We start from the raw sequence: 19,053 nt of genomic DNA on the forward strand, positions 1-19,053 counted from the left end.
GAACCGGCCAGACCCTTGAACCGGCCAGACCGTTGAACCGGCCAGACCGCCGACCGGCCGCCGCTCAGCGCAGGCCGGTGGAACGGCGCAGCGCCGCCTGGATCAGAAGGTCGATCAGCTCCGCGTAGCCGACCCCGCTCTCCTGCCACATGCGCGGGTACATGGAGATGGGGGTGAAGCCCGGCATCGTGTTGATCTCGTTGATGACGAACTCGCCGTCCTCGGTGAGGAAGAAGTCGGCCCTGACCAGCCCCTCGCAGGAAGCCGCGTCGAACGCCTCGACGGCGAGCCGCCGGACCTCCGCCGTCTGCTCCTCGGTGAGCGGCGCGGGGACGAGCCCGGCGGCGGAGTCGATGTACTTGGCCTCGAAGTCGTAGAAGTCGTGCGCCGTGACGGGCGGGATCTCGGCGGGCAGGCTGGCGCGCGGGCCGTCCTCGAACTCCAGCACACCGCACTCGATCTCGCGACCGCGCAGCAGCGACTCCACCAGGATCTTGGGGTCGTGGCGGCGCGCCTCGGCGATCGCCTCGTCCAGTCCCGCGACGCCGTCGACCTTGGAGATGCCCACGGAGGAGCCGGCCCGCGCGGGCTTCACGAAGAGCGGCCAGCCGTGTTCACCGGCGAAGTCCACGATCTTCGCGCGGACGGCGGCGGCCCGGTCGTCGGCGGAGCCCGCCCCCCGCTCCCACTCGCGCGGGCGGATCACCAGGTACGGGCCGACGGGCAGCCCGAAGGAGGTGAACACCCGCTTCATGTACTCCTTGTCCTGGCCGACGGCCGAGGCGAGGACGCCCGCGCCGACGTACGGGACACCGGAGAGTTCCAGCAGCCCCTGGAGGGTGCCGTCCTCCCCGTACGGGCCGTGCAGCACGGGGAAGACGACATCGACCTCGCCGAGCGCCTTGGGCACCGAGCCCGGTTCGCTGTAGACGACTTCGCGATTGCCGGGGTCGGCGGAGAGGACGACCGTGCCGTCCGTGGACTCCGCGATCTGCTCGACGCTCGGCAGGGCGCGGTCGGCGATGGCCATCCGCTCCGGGTCGTCGGCGGTGAGCGCCCAGCGGCCTTCGGTGGTGATGCCGATGGGCAGGACGTCGTACTTCGTACGGTCGATGGACCGCAGTACGGCGCCGGCCGTGACCACCGAAATGGCGTGCTCGGAGCTACGTCCGCCGAAGACGACGGCCACGCGCGGCTTGCGGAGCTGCTGCTCAGGGCTGTGGGAGGAGTTCTCGCTGCTCATATCGCGATGAGAGTACCCGTTGGAGGCGGCCGGAGTCAGCGTAGGTGGCCGCCGAGTCAGCGGCGTTCGGGCTTCGCGCTGCGCGACATGAGTTCCTTGAGGGCGACGAGCGGCGGCTTGCCGTTGTGCACGATGTCCACGACGGTCTCGGTGATCGGCATGTCGACGTCGTGGCGCCGCGCCAGATCCAGCACCGACTCGCAGGACTTGACGCCCTCGGCGGTCTGCTTGGTGACCGCGATGGTCTCCTGGAGGGTCATGCCCCGGCCGAGGTTGGTGCCGAAGGTGTGGTTGCGGGAGAGCGGCGAGGAACAGGTGGCGATCAGATCGCCCATTCCGGCGAGTCCGGAGAAGGTGTGCGGGTCGGCGCCCATGGCGAGGCCCAGCCGGGTGGTCTCGGCCAGTCCCCTGGTCATCAGGGACGCCTTGGTGTTGTCGCCGAGGCCCATGCCGTCGGCGATGCCGACCGCGAGGCCGATGACGTTCTTGACGGCTCCGCCGAGTTCGCAGCCGACGACATCGGTGTTGGTGTACGGGCGGAAGTACGGCGTGTGGCAGGCGGCCTGGAGCCGCCGGGCGACCGCCTCGTCCCGGCAGGCCACGACGGCGGCGGCGGGCATCCGGCCCGCGATCTCCTTGGCGAGGTTGGGTCCCGTGACCACGGCGACCCGCTCGGCGGGCGCCTTGGCGACCTCCTCGACGACCTCGCTCATCCGCTTGGCCGTGCCGAGTTCGACGCCCTTCATCAGCGAGACGAGGACGGTGTCGCGGGGCAGTACGGGCGCCCACGCGGCGAGGTTGGCGCGCAGGGTCTGCGACGGCACGGTCAGCACGGTGAACTCGGCGTCCCGGGCGGCCTCGGCCGGGTCCGTCGTGGCCCGTATGCCCGCGGGCAGTTCGAAGCCCGGCAGGTAGTCCGGGTTGGCGTGCGCGGTGTTGATGGAGTCGACGACGTCCGCGCGGCGGCCCCAGACCGTCACCTCGCACCCCGCGTCGGCGAGGACCATGGCGAACGCCGTGCCCCACGAACCGGCTCCGAATACGGCGACCCGCGTCACTTGGACCCCTCTTCCGCGGCCTTGCGCCGCTGTTCCGCCCTGGCCTCGCGATGGTCGTACGGGGCGGCGGGCGCCGGCTCCCCGCGCAGTTCGGCGAGCAGTTCCGTGATCGCGGCCATGATGACCTCGGTGACCTCGCGCAGCAATTCGGGGGTGATCTCCTCGTCGTAGTAGCGCGAGATGTCGACCGGCGGTCCGGCCAGCACCCGGTGCGTCTTGCGCGGGAGGATCTCGGGCTTCTTGGCGTAGGGAGCCAGCAGCAGGTTGGCGCCCCACTGCGCGACGGGGACGACCGGGCAGCGCGTCTGGAGCGCGACCCTGGCCACCCCGGTCTTGGCGGTCATCGGCCACTGCGCCGGATCGCGGGTCAGGGTGCCCTCGGGGTAGAAGGCCACGCACTCACCGCGCTCGACGGCGTCGATGGCGGCCCGGTAGGCGCTGAGCGCGTTGGTGCTCTCGCGGTAGACGGGGATCTGGCCCGTACCGCGCATCACCGCGCCGATGAATCCCGAGGTGAATAGGCTGTTCTTCGCGAGGAAGCGCGGAACGCGTCCCGTGCTGTACTGGAAGTGCGCATAGGCGAACGGGTCGATGTAGGAATTGTGGTTCACCGCGGTGATGAATCCGCCCTCGGCCGGGATGTGCTCCGCCCCCTGCCAGTCCCGCTTGAGCAGTACGATCAGCGGCGGTTTCGCGATGACCGCCGCAAGGCGGTACCAGAAGCCGATTCTGCGGCGGAACACTCGGACACCTTCCTCTTCTCGCCCGGCTGCACGCCCGGCTGCCGGGGATCAAGTGTGGGCCCGGTTCCCCGCTCTGTCGAGAACACGGTACGCCTCACTTCCCGCTCAGGGGCGATGGGCCGGGAGGGCGTCGCCCGGGGCGCCGGGCGACAATGGAAGGCCGCTACGCATGGACGGAGAGTTCGCCACGGACACCGACCCGACAGCCCGCTGGTCCCTGGTCGTTCCGCTGAAGCCGCTGCGGCTGGCCAAGAGCAGGCTCGCCGCCTCCGTCGGGGACGCGCCGCGCCCCCGGCTGGCCCTGGCGTTCGCGCAGGACACGGTGGCCGCCGCCCTGGCCTGCGCCGCGGTCCGCGATGTGGTGGTCGTCACCGACGATCCGGCGGCGGCCGAGGAGCTGACCGCGCTGGGCGCGCGCGTCGTGCCCGACACCCCCGCGGACGGTCTCAACGCGGCGCTGGCACACGGCGCGCGGGCCGTCAGGGCGGCCAGACCGCGGGCGGCGGTGGCCGCGCTCAACGCGGATCTGCCCGCGCTGCGCCCCCGGGAGCTGGACCGGGTGCTGACCGCGGCCGGCGCTTTCCGCCGGGCCTTTCTCGCGGACGCCGCCGGAATCGGTACGACATTGCTGGCGGCGGCGCCGGGGGCGGAATTGAATCCGGCTTTCGGGGGGCCCTCCAGGCACCGGCATTTGTTGTCGGGCGCGGTGGAAATCGAGCTGGCCGGGGTGGATTCCGTACGGCGCGACGTGGATACGGGCGACGATCTTTCGGTGGCCGCGCTGCTGGGACTGGGGACGTTCACCGCGTCCCGCCGTGCCGGGGACGAGCGCCCGGCGGCCCGGCCTTCCGGGCTCTGAGCGGCCGGAACGCGAGGGCGCGCGGACCGATACGCTGCGGTCATGCAGGCGACCTCGTACACCTATGAATCCGAGACCCGCACCGGAAGTGTGCTGCTGGACGACGGCACTCCGGTGGAGTTCGACGCGGCGGCCTTCGACGCGGGCGGGCTGCGGCTGCTCCGGCCGGGTCAGCGGGTGCGGATCGAGACCGAGGGAGAGGGCGCTTCGCTGCGCGTCACGCTGGTGACGCTCCAGACGCTCTGAGGCCCGCGGCGCCCTCGGCGGGCGCCGCGAACGCCGCGGGCCGGGCTCCCCGAGGGGAGCCCGGCCCGGCGCGTGTGGCCCTGTTTTACATCCTCTGCTCTGCCGCTACTTCCTGGCGGCGGTCTTCTTCGCCGTGGTGGTGCGCGCGGTGGCCTTCCTGGCGGGGGCCTTCTTGGCCGTCGTCTTCTTGGCCGGCGCGGTCTTCTTCGCCGTGGCCTTCTTGGCCGTGGCGGTGGCCGTGGCCTTCTTCGCCGTGGTCTTCTTCGCCGCCGGGCTGGTCTTCTTGGCGGTGGTCTTCTTCGCCGTGGTCTTCTTGGCGGCCGTGGTCTTCTTGACCGCCGCCTTCTTCGCCGTGGCCTTCTTGGCGGTGGCCTTCTTCGCCGCCGCCTTCACGGTGGTACGGCTGGAAGATCCGCCCGAGAGGCTGCCCTTGGGGGCCTTCTTGACAGCCACGTCGTTCTTGGGGAGCTTCTTCGAGCCGCTGACCAGGTCCTTGAAGCCCTGACCGGCGCGGAAGCGCGGCACCGAGGTCTTCTTGACCCGGACCCGCTCGCCGGTCTGCGGGTTACGGGCGTAACGGGCCGGGCGGTCGACCTTCTCGAACGAGCCGAAGCCCGTCACCGAGACCCGGTCCCCCGCGACGACCGCGCGGACGATCGCGTCGAGTACCGCGTCGACCGCGTCCGCGGCCTGCTGGCGGCCGCCGACCTTGTCGGCGATCGCTTCTACGAGCTGTGCCTTGTTCACGTCTTCCCCTTCGGAGACATTGCCAGAACGAAAGTGTTCAAGCTTTTTCGCACGTTAGGCAGATATATACCGCAAATCAAACACGAAACGGGCTAATCACCCTAGTGCCGCAACGAAGTCGACCTGGTGGAGTTCCGCGGAGGTCAGTCACCTTCGGGAAAACGACCCTCGTCGAGGTCCTTCATCAAGCGGTCCAGACGCCTTGCCGCGTCCGGGAGATCGTGTTTCGCCGCCGCCGTGATGACGAGCAGCTTCCGGGAGAGCGCCTTGCGCACGCCGTCCGGGACCTGCAGTGCACGCACCGTCGCGTGCGCTTCTTTGAGTTGTTCGGCGACCAACCCGTAAAGCTTGAGTTGGTTGTCGCGTTCCATGCGCCGATTGTGCCATCTGGGGCGAGTTGTCGCCCGACGGGGGCTCAACAAGCAACTGCACCCCCTGCCCGAAGGCAGGGGGTGCAGGAGGGGAAAAGCGCTGATCAGGCGGTAATCGTGCGCGGTTTGAAGGACGGCCTGACGGCCTCGTACGCGGCGATGTCGGCTTCGTTCTGAAGGGTGAGGCTGATGTCGTCCAGCCCGTTCAGCAACCGCCAGCGGGCGTTCTCGTCAAGCTCGAAATCGGCCACAAGCGTTGCTCCGTCAGGGGCAGTGGCGCGAACCTGGCGGTCCTCCAGGTCGACGGTGACCTCGGCCCGGGGGTCGCTCTCGGTGATCTTCCAGAGGGCGTCCACGACCGACTGCTCCAGCACCACGGTCAGCAGGCCGTTCTTGAGCGAGTTGCCGCGGAAGATGTCGGCGAACCGGGACGAGATCACGGCCTTGAAGCCGAAGTTCTGCAGCGCCCACACGGCGTGTTCGCGCGACGAGCCGGTGCCGAAGTCGGGTCCGGCGACCAGCACCGTGGCCCCGGCGCGCTCGGGCCGGTTGAGGACGAACGAGGCGTCCTTGCGCCATGCCTCGAAGAGCCCGTCCTCGAAGCCGTCGCGGGTGACCTTCTTGAGCCAGTGGGCCGGGATGATCTGGTCGGTGTCGACGTTGCTGCGGCGCAGCGGGACGGCGCGACCGGTGTGCGTGGTGAAGGCTTCCATGGTTATCGCGCTCCAGCGGGCGTACGGCCGGTGGCATCGGCGTCGGACAGATCGGCGGGCGAGGCCAGATGGCCCAGTACCGCGGTGGCGGCGGCGACCTGCGGCGAGACCAGATGGGTCCGGCCGCCCTTGCCCTGCCTGCCCTCGAAGTTGCGGTTGGAGGTGGACGCCGAACGCTCGCCGGGCGCGAGTTGGTCGGGGTTCATGCCCAGACACATCGAACAGCCCGCGTGCCGCCATTCGGCGCCCGCGGCGGTGAAGACCTTGTCCAGCCCCTCGGAGACGGCCTGGAGGGCGACCCGTACCGAGCCGGGGACGATCAGCATCCGTACCCCGTCGGCGACTTTGCGGCCGTCCAGCAGGGAGGCCGCCGAGCGCAGGTCCTCGATACGGCCGTTGGTGCAGGAGCCTACGAAGACGGTGTCGACCTTGATGTCGCGCAGCGGCTGTCCGGCGGTCAACCCCATGTACTCCAGGGCCTTTTCGGCGGCGTTCCGCTCCGAAGCGTCCTCGTACGAAGCCGGGTCGGGGACCCGCGCGGACAGCGGGGCGCCCTGGCCGGGGTTGGTGCCCCAGGTGACGAACGGGGCGAGCGCGGAGGCGTCGACGAGGACCTCGGCGTCGAAGACCGCGTCGTCGTCGGTGCGCAGGGTGCGCCAGTAGGCGACCGCCGCGTCCCACTCCTCGCCCGCGGGGGCGTGGTCGCGGCCCTTGAGGTAGTCGAAGGTGATGTCGTCCGGGGCGATCATGCCCGCCCTGGCACCGGCCTCGATGGACATGTTGCAGATGGTCATCCGGGCCTCCATCGAGAGTTTCTCGATGGCCGGTCCCCGGTATTCGAGGATGTAGCCCTGGCCGCCGCCGGTGCCGATCTTCGCGATGACGGCGAGGATCAGGTCCTTGGCGGTGACGTCGGCGGGCAGTTCGCCCTCGACCGTGATGGCCATGGTCCTGGGCCGGGCCAGCGGCAGCGTCTGGGTGGCCAGCACGTGCTCGACCTGGCTGGTGCCGATGCCGAACGCCAGCGCGCCGAAGGCACCGTGGGTGGAGGTGTGACTGTCGCCGCAGACCACGGTGGTGCCGGGCTGGGTCAGTCCCAGCTGCGGGCCCACGACATGGACGACACCCTGCTCGACGTCGCCGAGCGAGTGCAGCCGTACGCCGAACTCCGCGCAGTTCTTGCGCAGCGTCTCCAACTGGACCCGGGAGACGGGGTCCGCGATCGGCTTGTCGATGTCGAGCGTCGGGGTGTTGTGGTCCTCGGTCGCGATGGTGAGGTCGAGCCGCCGGACGGGCCGGCCGTCCTTGCGCAGTCCATCGAACGCCTGGGGGCTGGTCACCTCGTGCAGCAGGTGCAGATCGATGAAGAGGAGGTCGGGCTCGCCCTCGGCGCGCCGGACGACATGGTCGTCCCAGACCTTCTCCGCGAGTGTCCTACCCATCGCTTTCCCTCCGGCCGGCCTCTGGCGGCCGGCATTCCTAGAGATGTGTGGGCCTACGTCCGTACCCCACGCACCGGACGTCGGCTGGGGCCCGATGGTCCGCGAGCCCGTACATACAGGTTGGCAAGTTCCCCGGGAAATTGAACTTGCGTTTCACAGAGTGAGACGCGAGTATCGTTTCATGGACAACTCTAGCGGCGTCGGCGTTCTCGACAAGGCTGCTCTGGTACTGAGCGCCCTGGAGTCCGGTCCGGCCACCCTCGCCGGGCTGGTCGCGGCGACCGGGCTCGCACGGCCCACGGCCCACCGACTGGCCGTGGCACTGGAACACCACCGACTGGTGGCGAGGGACATGCAGGGCCGGTTCATCCTCGGTCCGCGGCTGGCCGAGCTGGCCGCCGCGGCCGGTGAGGACCGCCTGCTGGCCACGGCCGGACCCGTACTCACGCATCTGCGGGACCTGACCGGCGAGAGCGCGCAGCTCTATCGCCGCCAGGGCGAGATGCGGATATGTGTGGCGGCGGCGGAGCGGCTCTCCGGACTGCGGGACACCGTGCCGGTGGGCTCGACGCTCACCATGAAAGCCGGTTCCTCGGCCCAGATCCTGATGGCCTGGGAGGAGCCGGAGCGGCTGCACCGGGGCCTTCAGGGCGCCCGTTTCACCGCGACGGCGCTCTCGGGCGTACGGCGCAGGGGCTGGGCCCAGTCGATCGGCGAGCGGGAGCCGGGGGTGGCCTCGGTCTCGGCGCCGGTGCGCGGCCCGTCGAACCGGGTGGTCGCCGCGGTCTCGGTCTCAGGACCGATCGAGCGACTCAGCCGGCACCCGGGCCGTATGCACGCACAGGCGGTGATCGACGCGGCGGGGCGGCTGAGCGAGGCCCTGCGCCGCACGAGCTGAGCCGCCGCCCAGCACGGACACCGGAAGGCCGCTCCAGCGCCGCAGCGGCCACCCCGGATCACCCCCGTGCGGCGAGCCGCTCGGCGGCGCTCTCCCCGCGTCGGCCCACCGGGACCACGCCGGTGGCCTTCCCGAGACCGAACTCCGGCATGTCGACGTAGACGTTCTCGTAGGACCCCGCCGGTACGGCGTAGGTCTCGTGCCAGAACCCCACCCCGCCGTGCGCCTCCCGCAGCCTGCGGTTGAAGGCCGCCCAGGCCGGGCGGTGCGCCCCGTCGGCGGCCGACGCGTAGGCCAGCAGTCTCTCCTTCGAGTCCCAGTACTGGACGACGTAGATCAGCCGGGGCCCGCCGATCAGTGTGCGCGCCCCGATCAGGCCGCTGCCCTCCTCCCGCGACAGCTCCTTGAGCATGCGCGGCATCGCCCTGGCCACCGGCCACCAGTCGCGCGGCGCGCGGAACTTGTTGATACGCATCCCGATGAGGAAGACGGTCACCTCCCCGTCCGCGCGTGCGGTCATCCGCCCCTTGATCGGCTTCTCGGGCATACCGGTCCCCTTCGTCGTGATGTCACCCACACATTGGATAGCTCCACTATCCATGCTTGGATAGTGACACTCTCCAGGGAAAGGTGCAAGCACGTGCGCATGGCGGAGCTGAGTGAACGCAGTGGGGTGGCCACCGCCACGATCAAGTACTACCTGCGCGAGGGGCTGTTGCGGCCGGGCCGCCGGGTGAGCGCCACCCAGGCCGAGTACGACGAGGACCACCTGCGGCGGCTGCGGCTGGTGCGGGCGCTGATCCAGGTGGGCCGGATGCCGGTGGCCACGGCGCGTGAGGTGCTGGTGGCGGTGGAGGACGAGTCGCTCGACCGCCACAAGCGCATCGGGGCGGCGGTCTGGGCGCTGCCGCACGGCTCGCCCGGCCCGGCGGGGGACGGCGAGGGCCCCGACGAGGTGCGGGAGGAGGCGACGCGGGCCGTGGACGAGGCGCTGGAGCGGATCGGCTGGACGTTCAGCCGTGCGGAGGGCGACAGCTCTCCCGCGTACCGCATGCTGGTGGACGCGGTGGCGGGGCTGTCGCGGACGGGCTATCCGTGCGCGCCGGCGGATCTGCTGGCGTACGCGCGCTCGGCCGCCGACCTGGGCGCGGTCGATCTGGACATGGTGGAGCGGTACGAGCCGGGCGCCGGCCAGGTGGAGGCGGCGGTGGCGCTGACGGTGCTGTACGAGCCGGTCCTGCTGGGCCTGCGTCGACTGGCGGAGGCGGAGGAGTCCAACAGGCGCTTCGGCGGCGGCGGTTGAGGGCGGGCGGGCCGCTGGACAGACGAGAGAGGCCCTCCCCCGGGTGGGGAAGGGCCTCTCTCGTCGTTCTTCTGTACCCCCGACCGGATTCGAACCGGCGCTACTGCCGTGAGAGGGCAGCGTGCTAGGCCGCTACACAACGGGGGCGTTGCAGAAACATCTGCGCTGGGCTACCAGGACTCGAACCTAGAACAACGGAACCAGAAACCGCCGTGTTGCCAATTACACCATAGCCCATGGGTTATTCAGTCCAGTACCCCCGACCGGATTCGAACCGGCGCTACTGCCGTGAGAGGGCAGCGTGCTAGGCCGCTACACAACGGGGGCCCTAGCGATCCTGCATCAACGTATCCGGGTGCGACCCGAGGACGTCGGAGAGAAGGATCTGTACCCCCGACCGGATTCGAACCGGCGCTACTGCCGTGAGAGGGCAGCGTGCTAGGCCGCTACACAACGGGGGCGTTGCAGAAACATCTGCGCTGGGCTACCAGGACTCGAACCTAGACTAACGGAACCAGAAACCGTCGTGCTGCCAATTACACCATAGCCCACCAAAACCGAACCCCTGCTGGGGCGCTGTTCCGGCTTGCGCTTCCCGGCCGGGCCTTTCGGCCTTCCCGGGCGGCGCAGGAAGAACATTACCTGATCGTGGACGGCGCTCCAAAACGAGTAAACATGCCTGCGTACGTGCGCTTCCGGGGCGACGGAAGGGGCGGGTCTCCCGCCCGGGAGCCCGCCCCTCGCGGCACGCGTTGCGCGTCAGGTCCTCACGCCGCGAGCCTGGCCAGCGCCGCGTCGATCCGGGACAGCGTGCGCTCGCGGCCCAGCAGTTCCAGGGACTCGAAGAGCGGCAGGCCGACCGTGCGGCCCGTGACCGAGACCCGGACCGGTGCCTGGGCCTTGCCGAGCTTGAGGCCGTGCTCCTCGCCGGCCGCCAGGACCGCGTTCTTGAGCGCCTCGGCGTGCCACTCGGCCGCGGCGATCTTCGTACGGGCGGTGGCCAGCAGCGCGTCGGCGCCCGGCTTCATGGCCTTGGCCCAGGACGCCTCGTCCGTCACCGGCTCGTCGAGGAAGAGGAAGTCGACGTTGGCGGTGATGTCGGAGAGGACCGTGACCCGGGTCTGGGCCAGCGGCGCCAGCTCCGCGAAGGCGGCGGCGTCGAAGGACTCCGGCGCCCAGGGCGCGTACGGGGCCTTCAGCCACGGGGCGCACGCCTCGATGAACGCGGCCGTGTCCAGCTGCCGGATGTGGTCGGCGTTGATCGCCTCGGCCTTCTTCAGGTCGAAGCGCGCCGGGTTGGCGTTGACGTCCGCGATGTCGAACGCGGCGGCCATCTCCTTCATGGAGAACAGGTCGCGGTCCGCCGAGAGCGACCAGCCCAGCAGGGAGAGGTAGTTGAGCAGCCCCTGCGGCAGGAAGCCGCGCTCCCGGTAGAGGTTGAGGGACGCCTGCGGGTCACGCTTGGAGAGCTTCTTGTTGCCCTCCCCCATGACGTACGGGAGGTGCCCGAACGCCGGGATGTCCTTGGCGACGCCCAGCTCGATCAGCCCCCGGTAGAGGGCGATCTGGCGCGGGGTGGAGGAGAGCAGGTCCTCGCCGCGCAGGACGTGGGTGATCTCCATCAGCGCGTCGTCGACCGGGTTGACGAGCGTGTAGAGGGGGGCGCCGTTGGCCCGGACGATGCCGTAGTCCGGCACGTTCTCCGGGGTGAAGGTCAGCTCGCCGCGGACCAGGTCCGTGAAGGTGACCGGCTCGTCGGGCATCCGGAAGCGGACGATGGAGGTGCGGCCCTCGGCCTCGTACGCCGCCTTCCGCTCGGCGCTCAGGTCGCGGCAGTGGCCGTCGTACCCGGAGGGCCGGCCGGCCGCGCGGGCGGCCTCGCGGCGCGCGTCCAGCTCCTCGGTGGTGCAGTAGCAGTGGTACGCGCGCCCGGCGGCGAGCAGCCGCTCGGCGACGTCGCGGTAGACGTCCATCCGCTGGGACTGCCGGTACGGCGCGTGCGGGCCGCCGACCTCGGGGCCCTCGTCCCAGTCGAGCCCGAGCCAGCGCAGCGAGTCGAGCAGCTGGCCGTACGACTCCTCGGAGTCGCGCGCCGCGTCGGTGTCCTCGATGCGCAGGACCAGGGTGCCGCCGTGGTGGCGGGCGAACGCCCAGTTGAACAGGGCGGTGCGGACCAGTCCCACATGGGGGTTGCCGGTCGGGGAGGGACAGAAACGGACCCGGACGGTGCTGTCCGTGCCGGAGTGTGCGCTAGCCACGCTTGATCACCCTGTTGGTGAGAGTGCCGATGCCTTCGATGGTGACGGCGATCTCGTCGCCGACGCTGAGGGGGCCGACCCCGGCAGGGGTGCCCGTGAGGATGACGTCGCCCGGAAGGAGGGTCATGGCCTCGGTGATGTTGACGATGAGGTCCTCGACGGAGTTGACCATCTCGCTGGTACGGCCCAGCTGGCGCTGTTCGCCGTTGACCGTGCACTGGATGGTCACGTCGGAGGGGTCGAGTGCGGTCTCCACCCAGGGGCCGAGCGGGCACGAGGTGTCGAAGCCCTTCGCGCGGGCCCACTGCTTCTCGCTCTTCTGGGTGTCACGCGCGGTGACGTCGTTGGCGCAGGTGTAGCCGAAGATGACGTCCTTGACGCGCTCGCGCGGCACCTCGCGGCACATCCGGCCGATGACGACGGCGAGTTCGGCCTCGTAACTGACGTCGTTCGAGAACGCCGGGTACTCGATCGCGTCGCCGGAGCCGATCACCGCGGTGGTGGGCTTGAAGAAGGCGAACGGGGCGGGCGGGACCTCGTTGCCCAGCTCCGCCGCGTGTTCCCGGTAGTTCCGGGCGTAGCCCACGACCTTGTTGGGCAGTACGGGCGGAAGCAGCCGTACCTTGCTCAGCGGGACCTTGGTCCCGGAGAGTTCGAAGTCCGAGTACGGAATGCCCTTGATGATGTCGAGGACGAGGCCGGCGGAGTCGCCGCTGCCTTCGCCCTCGACCGCGCCGAAGGCGACATTGCCGTCGATGGAGAATCTGGCGATGCGCACGGGATGCTGTCGCCCCTCACTTGCTCGCTGGTCCGGAGACTGACGCTCCAGGCTAACGCGCGGCAGGGGGCCGTCTCGCGGTCCGCCGGGCGCCGTCGAGGGGCACGCCGAACGCCGGGTACTGAACGCCGGGTGCCACCCCCACGTATGAGTGCGCGCGGGGCGGGACCCGTGGAACCGGGTGGGCCTACTGGGCGGTGGGGGCGACCATGAGCGTGGTGCGGCGGGGGTTGGCGGTGCGGGTCGGCAGGGTGGCCGCATGTTCCGGGCGCTCCGCGGGTACCAGTTCTTCCGCGTCCTCGACGTGCGCCAGCGTGGTGCGGCGGGGGTTCGCGGTGGCTCGGAACATCATCGTCGTCTTCATCTGTGGTGTCAGACCCTGTCGGAGTACGGGCGCGGGAGCGCCGGTTGTCGGATATGCCATCCCTGTAAAGCGCCAGGCTAGACATCCCATTCCCCGTCACGGCCGGGATCCATGGGCGATCACCGTGTGAGTTTGCTCACGAATCGACGGACATTCGCCGCATTACGGGTGGTCGCACGTGACCTTGGAAACGGACATTGCCTTACTGAACGGTGCATTCCGCTGTTGATCATGAGGACTGGGACACCCCCTACCCGTAAGCGGGTCGTCAATAAAAGTCCCTTTCCTCCGTGAACGCTTTCTACGGCTGGTGATCCGGCGCTCACGCCGTGTCATCCCCGTCACAGCCGTGCCCTCCGGCCTTGTTGGAGATCCTGCACTGTGCTGGAATTCCCCCCACCGCCGCGGGTTTCAGGTCCGGCGCGCAAGGGCGCAACGCAGCGCCGAGCGGCGGCGGGGAAGGGGAGCAAGCGCCGGTCACTCACGACCACCATGGGGAGCGTTCTGCGCCCCACGACGCCGACACCGTTCTCCCGTTCGCGGGGGGACGCCTGGTCCAGAGGTTGCGACGCTAGTGCAGGGACGTTTCAAGAGGGATAGCAGCGCTGCGGCGGAGCAGGAGCCCCGCAGCGGAACCGACCGCGGCTCCTCGCCCCAGCACACCCAGAACCCGGGCCCGGCGCCCTCGGGCGACAGCGGCGGCCGAGGCGGTCCTCCCGGCGCGGCGCCCGCGGGGCACGACGCCGCCGCCGACCAGCCCGGGGCGAAGGTCAAGGACCCCACCGATCCCGGCTCGCGGGTAGCCCTGCGCAACTGGCGCATCAGCACCCGCCTGGTGGCGCTGCTGACCCTCCCGGTGGTCGCCGCGACCACACTGGGCGGCCTCCGTATCAACGACTCGTTGAACGAGATGCAGCAGCTGGAGCACATGCAGCTGCTCACCAAGATGACGAAGGAGGCGACCAACCTCGCGCAGGCCCTCCAGGCGGAGCGCGACGAGTCGGCCGGCCCCCTCACCAACGGCGCCACCGCCAAGGACTTCCGGGTCCAGGACCGCCGGACCAAGACCGACCGGGCGAAGAAGGGCTTCCTCGACACCACGGTCGACATCGGCAACACCGATGGCGACCAGGCGCTGGAGAGCATCCGCTCGAACGTCAACCAGATCGCCACCCAGGTCAACGGCATCAACGACATCCGCAAGGACGCGTACAACTCGGACGCGCACTCGCTGACCGTCGACGCGTACAGCGGACTGATCGACTCCCTGCTGAGCCTGTCCCAGGACATGGCCCAGGCGACCAGCAACCCGGACATGATCAAGCGGACCCGCGCGCTGGCCGCGTTCTCCTCCGCCAAGGAGTACGCGTCCATCCAGCGGGCCATCATCGCCGCCGCGCTGCCCGCCGACCCGAAGAACAAAGGCGAGATCAACGAGAACGACCGGCTGTACGGTCTGGCCGCCGCGAAGAAGGAGCGCAACGCGCTCACCTCCTTCCGCGCGCTGTACGAGGCCATGGGCGGCGACGCCGAGGCGCTGATGGCCCCGCTCAACGGCCAGGGCAGCCCCGAGATCCAGGCGTCGGAGAAGTACGCCGACCGGGTGCTCGACCGGCAGGACGGGCTCGCCTCGCAGCCCAACCGCTCGTACCTGGACTGGACCGACCAGGCGTCCACCCGCATCGCCGCGATGAAGAACATCGAGGCCACGCTGCTGGGCGAGATGGAGGCCAAGGCCCGCGAGCTGCGCGAGAGTTCACAGCGCGACGCGCTCATCAACGGCGCCGTGATCCTCCTCGTGCTCGGTGTCTCGCTGGTCGGCGCCTTCGTGGTCGCCCGCTCCATGATCCGCTCGCTGCGGCGGCTGCAGGACACGGCGACCCGGGTCGCCCAGGACCGGCTGCCCGAGCTGGTCAAGCAGCTCTCCGACTCCGACCCGCAGGACGTCGACACCTCCGTCGAGTCGGTCGGTGTGCACTCCAGGGACGAGATCGGAAAGGTCGCCTCGGCCTTCGACGACGTGCACCGCGAGGCGGTACGACTCGCCGCGGAGCAGGCCCTCCTGCGGGGCAACGTCAACGCGATGTTCACCAACCTCTCGCGCCGCAGCCAGGGCCTCATCCAGCGTCAGCTCTCGCTCATCTCCGAACTGGAGTCCCGCGAGGCCGACCCGGACCAGCTGTCCTCCCTCTTCAAGCTCGACCACCTCGCGACCCGTATGCGCCGTAACGGCGAGAACCTCCTCGTCCTCGCGGGCGAGGAGCCGGGCCGCCGCTGGACCAGGCCCGTACCGCTGGTCGACGTCCTGCGCGCCGCCGCCTCCGAGGTGGAGCAGTACGAGCGCATCGAACTGGCCCAGGTCCCCGCGACCGAGGTCGCCGGGCGCGTCGTCAACGACCTCGTACACCTGCTCGCCGAGCTGCTGGAGAACGCCACGTCGTTCTCCTCGCCGCAGACGAAGGTCCGGGTCACCGGCCACGCGCTGCCGGACGGACGGGTGCTCGTGGAGATCCACGACACCGGCATCGGCCTGTCGCCCGAGGACCTCGCGGCGATCAACGAGCGGCTCGCCTCGCCGCCCACCGTGGACGTCTCGGTCTCGCGCCGCATGGGTCTGTTCGTGGTCGGCCGGCTGTCCCTGCGCCACGGCATCAGGATCCAGCTGCGCCCCTCCGACTCCGGCGGTACGACCGCGCTGGTCATGCTGCCGGTCGATGTCGCCCAGGGCGGCAAGAAGGGCCCGGTGGGCCGGCCGGGCCAGAACCCCGTACAGGCTCCCCCGGTCGGCGGCCAGCTGCCCGGCGGCGCCGGCGCGGCCGGGGCCGGCAGGCCCGGCCTCGGCGCGGCCCCCGGCGGGGCGCCCGCCCCCGGTCTGCTCGGCGCGGGCGCGCCGCGCGGCCAGGTCGGGCCGGGCGCGAGCCCGCGCGCGGCGCTGCCCGCCAGGGACGGCGGCACGCCGGGCGGACCGCAGGGCGGTCCGCAGGCGGGCCCCCCGCGCTCCGGCGGTCCCCAGGACCCGCAGCGCCAGGGCACCGGCCAGCAGCCCAGCGTCTTCGCCCAGAACGCCTTCGGTCCCCCGCCGCAGAACCGCGGCGGCCAGCCCCCCGCGCCCCAGGGCCAGGACCGTCAGGGCGGCCAGGGCGGCGGTCAGGGCGGGCAGAACGGACAGGGCGGGCAGAACGGCTTCAGCGGCCGTGCCCAGAACGCCTTCCAGCAGGGCGGCGCCCCCGGCGGCCGGCAGCTTCCGCCGCCCGGCGGCCCGCGCGCCGAGCTGCCTGAGGGCAACCCGCAGCCCAAGCGCCCGCAGACCACCAGCTGGGGCGCCGACCAGGCGTCGGGCGCGCAGCGCCCCTCGCCGGACGCCCCGCGCGGCCACGAGGAGCACGAGTCCACCGGCCAGTTCGCCCGCCCGACCGGCGAGCAGCAGGGCCCCGCCGCCACGGCGGAGTTCCCGCGCCCGGACTTCAACGCCCCGCGCCCCGGCCAGAACGCCCCGCAGGACGCCGCGGCCACCGCGCAGTTCCCCCGGCCCGACTTCAACGCCCCGGCGCCGACGGGCTACCACGGCGAGTACGGCGGCAGGCAGGACCAGAACGACAGGTCCGGCTTCCGCCCGCAGTCCGACTTCGGCGGCCAGCAGGACTTCAACGCCCCGCGGCCCCCCGCGCCCGCTCCGGTGCCCGGTTCCGAGGGCGGCTACCGTCCCCCGAGCCTGCCGCCGCAGCCGCAGCCCGAGGCGCTGCCCCCGGCCGGTCCCGGTGACGGCAGCACTCCGCTGTACGACAACCTGGAGACCAACTGGTTCCACACCACGCAGCAGGGTGGTGCGGCCCAGGACGGCGGTCCGCGGCCCGGTGAGCCGGAGCGGCGCGACGAGTCACGGTTCCCCGCGCAGCCCTCGGCCCCGTCGGCGTTCGAGCCGCCGCGCTCCGAGCCCGCCGGGTACGAGCCGTCCTCGTTCGAGCCCCCGCGTCGGCCGGAACCGCCGATGCCCCGGCGCGAACCGCTCATGCCGCGGCGGGACACCTCCAACGGCTCCGGTGTGAACGGCTCCGGAGCGAACGGCTCGGGCACGAACGGTGTCGGAGCGAACGGTTCCGGGATCAACGGCACCAGCGCCGGCGGCTTCGGCACCATCGACTCGGGCACCAACAGCTTCGGTGCTCCCTCGGGCGGCAACGACTCGGGAAACAACGGTTCGGGCACGAACGGCGTGGCCGCCAATTCCTCCTGGCGCACCTCGCCCAACGACGAGCTGGTACGCCAGGCCGAGCGGGCCAAAAAGCCCCAGGCCGGCGGTCTCACCACCTCCGGTCTGCCCCGCCGGGTACCGCGCGCCAACCTGGTGCCGGGAACCGCGCAGGAACAGAACACCCAGGCCGGTCCGCAGGTCTCTCGTGCACCCGCTGACGTACGCGGCCGGCTGACCAATCTCCGTCGGGGTATCCAGCAAGGTCGTCAGGCGGGCAACACCGGCCCGGCGAACAACGGATTCAACCTCGGCACCTCTCACCAGCAGGAGCGTTAGTTGAGTCCGATGAGTCAGGCTGCGCAGAATCTGAACTGGTTGATCACCAACTTCGTGGACAACACCCCCGGGGTGTCCCACACGGTGGTGGTCTCCGCAGACGGACTTCTGCTGGCCATGTCCGAGGGCTTCCCCCGCGACCGCGCCGATCAGCTCGCGGCCGTGGCGTCCGGTCTGACCTCGCTGACCGCGGGGGCGTCCCGGATCTTCGAAGGCGGCCCGGTCAACCAGACCGTGGTGGAGATGGAGCGCGGCTTCCTCTTCCTCATGTCGGTCTCCGACGGTTCCTCCCTGGCCGTGCTCGCCCACCCCGAGTGCGACATCGGCCTGGTGGGTTACGAGATGGCCCTTCTGGTCGACCGCGCCGGTACGGTCCTCACTCCGGACCTGCGCGCCGAACTCCAGGGAAGCCTGCTGCACTGAGGATTCCAGGTACCGCCCCCAGCTCCCACCACCGTCCGGCCGCCCAACCGGCCCCCCACCGGCCAAGTCAGACGGCACAAGGCATCTTGCTGTCACGCCCGGAGGATTCATGACCCCGCCACCCGCCTCTCACGATCCGTACGGTGCCTCAATGGACGCGTCCTACGGCTCGGAGGGCGATCAGCCGCTGGTACGTCCGTACGCCATGACCGGCGGCCGGACCCGGCCGCGGTACCAGCTCGCCATCGAGGCGCTGGTCAGTACGACGGCAGACCCGGCACATCTCGCCACGCTGCTCCCCGAGCACCAGCGGATCTGCCATCTGTGCCGTGAGGTCAAGTCCGTGGCGGAGGTGTCGGCGCTGCTCACCATGCCGCTCGGCGTCGCCCGGATCCTCGTGGCCGACCTGGCGGAAGCCGGCATGGTGGCCATCCACCAGCCGGGCAACGGAGAGGCCGGCGGCACGCCGGATGTGACACTGCTCGAAAGGGTGCTCAGTGGACTTCGCAAGCTCTAGCGGCAGCGCCGGGACGGCGCGGTCGACCACCAGCGCGAAGATCGTGGTGGCGGGCGGCTTCGGCGTGGGCAAGACCACGTTCGTCGGCGCCGTCTCGGAGATCAACCCGCTGCGTACCGAAGCCGTCATGACCAGCGCCTCCGCCGGCATCGACGACCTCACCCACACCGGAGACAAGACCACCACCACCGTGGCCATGGACTTCGGCCGCATCACCCTCGACCAAGACCTCATCCTCTACCTCTTCGGCACCCCCGGCCAGGACCGCTTCTGGTTCATGTGGGACGACCTCGTACGCGGCGCCATCGGCGCCGTCGTCCTCGTCGACACCCGCCGCCTCGCCGACTGCTTCCCCGCCGTCGACTACTTCGAAAACTCAGGACTCCCCTTCGTCATCGCCCTCAACGGCTTCGACGGACACCAGCCCTACACCCCCGACGAAGTACGCGAAGCACTCCAGATCGGCCCCGACACCCCCATCATCACCACCGACGCCCGCCACCGCGCCGACGCCAAGAGCGGACTCATCACCCTCGTCGAACACGCCCTCATGGCACGACTC

The 19,053-nt window shown here is 70.6% G+C and carries 19 protein-coding genes and 5 tRNA genes; 8 read left to right on the plus strand and 16 right to left on the minus strand.

Translation table 11 applies throughout. The features are described from left to right. Positions 1-64: 64 nt before the first annotated feature. The 3 genes from DVH02_RS01500 to DVH02_RS01510 are packed head-to-tail and all read right to left on the minus strand — an operon-like array spanning position 65 to position 3,044. Positions 65-1,243 carry a D-alanine--D-alanine ligase family protein gene (locus tag DVH02_RS01500; protein ID WP_114621831.1) on the minus strand — a complete coding sequence of 393 codons (1,179 nt, stop codon included), beginning with the start codon at positions 1,241-1,243 and terminating at the stop codon, positions 65-67. A 56-nt stretch (positions 1,244-1,299) separates the two neighbouring features. After that, complete coding sequence (locus DVH02_RS01505; protein ID WP_114621832.1) at positions 1,300-2,301, minus strand: NAD(P)H-dependent glycerol-3-phosphate dehydrogenase; 1,002 nt, start codon at positions 2,299-2,301, stop codon at positions 1,300-1,302. Then, the gene (locus DVH02_RS01510; RefSeq protein WP_114621833.1) at positions 2,298-3,044 is read right to left on the minus strand and encodes a lysophospholipid acyltransferase family protein; all 747 of its coding nucleotides are present in this window, start codon (positions 3,042-3,044) and stop codon (positions 2,298-2,300) included. Before DVH02_RS01510 ends, DVH02_RS01505 begins: the two co-directional genes overlap by 4 nt. A 169-nt stretch (positions 3,045-3,213) precedes the next feature. Here DVH02_RS01510 and cofC point away from each other — a divergent pair, with 169 nt between their 5' ends. Both cofC and DVH02_RS01520 read left to right on the plus strand, forming a co-directional pair. Further along, positions 3,214-3,903, plus strand: coding sequence for a 2-phospho-L-lactate guanylyltransferase (gene cofC, locus DVH02_RS01515; RefSeq protein WP_114621834.1), 690 nt, complete (start codon positions 3,214-3,216; stop codon positions 3,901-3,903). Positions 3,904-3,945: 42 nt separating this feature from the next. Then, positions 3,946-4,149, plus strand: coding sequence for a hypothetical protein (locus tag DVH02_RS01520; protein WP_114621835.1), 204 nt, complete (start codon positions 3,946-3,948; stop codon positions 4,147-4,149). 105 nt (positions 4,150-4,254) lie between these two features. Here DVH02_RS01520 and DVH02_RS01525 read toward each other — a convergent pair whose 3' ends face one another. From DVH02_RS01525 to leuC, 4 genes are all read right to left on the minus strand, one after another. Then, the gene (locus tag DVH02_RS01525) at positions 4,255-4,896 is read right to left on the minus strand and encodes an HU family DNA-binding protein (protein ID WP_114621836.1); all 642 of its coding nucleotides are present in this window, start codon (positions 4,894-4,896) and stop codon (positions 4,255-4,257) included. A gap of 143 nt (positions 4,897-5,039) precedes the next feature. After that, positions 5,040-5,267 (minus strand): SCO5555 family protein, encoded by a 228-nt coding sequence (locus DVH02_RS01530; protein ID WP_114621837.1) that lies wholly within the window; start codon positions 5,265-5,267, stop codon positions 5,040-5,042. 104 nt (positions 5,268-5,371) lie between these two features. Further along, on the minus strand, positions 5,372-5,980 hold the full coding sequence (leuD, locus tag DVH02_RS01535) for a 3-isopropylmalate dehydratase small subunit (protein ID WP_114621838.1): 609 nt from the start codon (positions 5,978-5,980) through the stop codon (positions 5,372-5,374). 2 nt (positions 5,981-5,982) lie between these two features. Further along, positions 5,983-7,422: a 3-isopropylmalate dehydratase large subunit gene (gene leuC, locus DVH02_RS01540; RefSeq protein WP_114621839.1), complete on the minus strand. Its 1,440-nt coding sequence runs from the start codon at positions 7,420-7,422 to the stop codon at positions 5,983-5,985. Positions 7,423-7,603: 181 nt separating this feature from the next. Here leuC and ndgR point away from each other — a divergent pair, with 181 nt between their 5' ends. After that, entirely contained in the window at positions 7,604-8,320 is a 717-nt protein-coding gene (ndgR, locus tag DVH02_RS01545; RefSeq protein WP_114621840.1) for an IclR family transcriptional regulator NdgR, read from the plus strand. Between the two features lie 58 nt (positions 8,321-8,378). Here the strand turns inward: ndgR and DVH02_RS01550 are convergent, their stop codons facing one another. Further along, entirely contained in the window at positions 8,379-8,867 is a 489-nt protein-coding gene (locus tag DVH02_RS01550) for a DUF4188 domain-containing protein (protein WP_233517974.1), read from the minus strand. Positions 8,868-8,960: 93 nt separating this feature from the next. Here DVH02_RS01550 and DVH02_RS01555 point away from each other — a divergent pair, with 93 nt between their 5' ends. Beyond that, the gene (locus DVH02_RS01555) at positions 8,961-9,623 is read left to right on the plus strand and encodes a MerR family transcriptional regulator (protein ID WP_199566126.1); all 663 of its coding nucleotides are present in this window, start codon (positions 8,961-8,963) and stop codon (positions 9,621-9,623) included. A 74-nt stretch (positions 9,624-9,697) separates the two neighbouring features. Here the strand turns inward: DVH02_RS01555 and DVH02_RS01560 are convergent. The 8 genes from DVH02_RS01560 to DVH02_RS35450 all read right to left on the minus strand — a co-directional run bounded on the left by DVH02_RS01560 (position 9,698) and on the right by DVH02_RS35450 (position 13,011). Beyond that, positions 9,698-9,770 (minus strand) — tRNA-Glu (locus tag DVH02_RS01560). Positions 9,771-9,788: 18 nt separating this feature from the next. Next, positions 9,789-9,860: transfer RNA gene (locus tag DVH02_RS01565), tRNA-Gln, on the minus strand. 17 nt (positions 9,861-9,877) lie between these two features. Further along, positions 9,878-9,950: transfer RNA gene (locus tag DVH02_RS01570), tRNA-Glu, on the minus strand. 61 nt (positions 9,951-10,011) lie between these two features. Further along, a tRNA-Glu gene (locus DVH02_RS01575) sits at positions 10,012-10,084 on the minus strand. A gap of 18 nt (positions 10,085-10,102) precedes the next feature. Then, positions 10,103-10,174 (minus strand) — tRNA-Gln (locus DVH02_RS01580). Between the two features lie 216 nt (positions 10,175-10,390). After that, positions 10,391-11,881 carry a glutamate--tRNA ligase gene (gene gltX / locus DVH02_RS01585; protein ID WP_114621842.1) on the minus strand — a complete coding sequence of 497 codons (1,491 nt, stop codon included), beginning with the start codon at positions 11,879-11,881 and terminating at the stop codon, positions 10,391-10,393. Further along, positions 11,874-12,659: a fumarylacetoacetate hydrolase family protein gene (locus DVH02_RS01590; RefSeq protein WP_114621843.1), complete on the minus strand. Its 786-nt coding sequence runs from the start codon at positions 12,657-12,659 to the stop codon at positions 11,874-11,876. Before DVH02_RS01590 ends, gltX begins: the two co-directional genes overlap by 8 nt. A gap of 187 nt (positions 12,660-12,846) precedes the next feature. Next, positions 12,847-13,011: a hypothetical protein gene (locus DVH02_RS35450; RefSeq protein ID WP_199566129.1), complete on the minus strand. Its 165-nt coding sequence runs from the start codon at positions 13,009-13,011 to the stop codon at positions 12,847-12,849. A 586-nt stretch (positions 13,012-13,597) separates the two neighbouring features. Here DVH02_RS35450 and DVH02_RS01595 point away from each other — a divergent pair. From DVH02_RS01595 to DVH02_RS01610, 4 genes are all read left to right on the plus strand, one after another. Continuing rightward, the gene (locus DVH02_RS01595; RefSeq protein WP_114621844.1) at positions 13,598-17,551 is read left to right on the plus strand and encodes a nitrate- and nitrite sensing domain-containing protein; all 3,954 of its coding nucleotides are present in this window, start codon (positions 13,598-13,600) and stop codon (positions 17,549-17,551) included. A gap of 9 nt (positions 17,552-17,560) precedes the next feature. Next, positions 17,561-17,974 carry a roadblock/LC7 domain-containing protein gene (locus tag DVH02_RS01600; protein WP_030351794.1) on the plus strand — a complete coding sequence of 138 codons (414 nt, stop codon included), beginning with the start codon at positions 17,561-17,563 and terminating at the stop codon, positions 17,972-17,974. A 109-nt stretch (positions 17,975-18,083) separates the two neighbouring features. After that, the gene (locus DVH02_RS01605) at positions 18,084-18,491 is read left to right on the plus strand and encodes a DUF742 domain-containing protein (protein ID WP_114621845.1); all 408 of its coding nucleotides are present in this window, start codon (positions 18,084-18,086) and stop codon (positions 18,489-18,491) included. After that, positions 18,472-19,053 (plus strand): GTP-binding protein (locus DVH02_RS01610; protein WP_114621850.1); only part of this gene is annotated, 582 nt, incomplete at its 3' end. The genes DVH02_RS01605 and DVH02_RS01610, both read left to right, overlap by 20 nt.

The sequence above is a fragment of the Streptomyces corynorhini genome (genome assembly GCF_003346515.1).
Classification (GTDB): Bacteria; Actinomycetota; Actinomycetes; order Streptomycetales; family Streptomycetaceae; genus Streptomyces; species Streptomyces corynorhini.

Bases quoted from the DNA above. Each gene is read 5' to 3' on its own strand.
- DVH02_RS01500 (WP_114621831.1), bottom strand. From the start codon at position 1,243: ATGAGCAGCGAGAACTCCTCCCACAGCCCTGAGCAGCAGCTCCGCAAG.
- cofC (WP_114621834.1), top strand. From the start codon at position 3,214: ATGGACGGAGAGTTCGCCACGGACACCGACCCGACAGCCCGCTGGTCC.
- DVH02_RS01520 (WP_114621835.1), top strand. From the start codon at position 3,946: ATGCAGGCGACCTCGTACACCTATGAATCCGAGACCCGCACCGGAAGT.
- DVH02_RS01530 (WP_114621837.1), bottom strand. From the start codon at position 5,267: ATGGAACGCGACAACCAACTCAAGCTTTACGGGTTGGTCGCCGAACAA.
- leuD (WP_114621838.1), bottom strand. From the start codon at position 5,980: ATGGAAGCCTTCACCACGCACACCGGTCGCGCCGTCCCGCTGCGCCGC.
- leuC (WP_114621839.1), bottom strand. From the start codon at position 7,422: ATGGGTAGGACACTCGCGGAGAAGGTCTGGGACGACCATGTCGTCCGG.
- ndgR (WP_114621840.1), top strand. From the start codon at position 7,604: ATGGACAACTCTAGCGGCGTCGGCGTTCTCGACAAGGCTGCTCTGGTA.
- DVH02_RS01550 (WP_233517974.1), bottom strand. From the start codon at position 8,867: ATGCCCGAGAAGCCGATCAAGGGGCGGATGACCGCACGCGCGGACGGG.
- DVH02_RS35450 (WP_199566129.1), bottom strand. From the start codon at position 13,011: ATGATGTTCCGAGCCACCGCGAACCCCCGCCGCACCACGCTGGCGCAC.
- DVH02_RS01600 (WP_030351794.1), top strand. From the start codon at position 17,561: ATGAGTCAGGCTGCGCAGAATCTGAACTGGTTGATCACCAACTTCGTG.
- DVH02_RS01605 (WP_114621845.1), top strand. From the start codon at position 18,084: ATGACCCCGCCACCCGCCTCTCACGATCCGTACGGTGCCTCAATGGAC.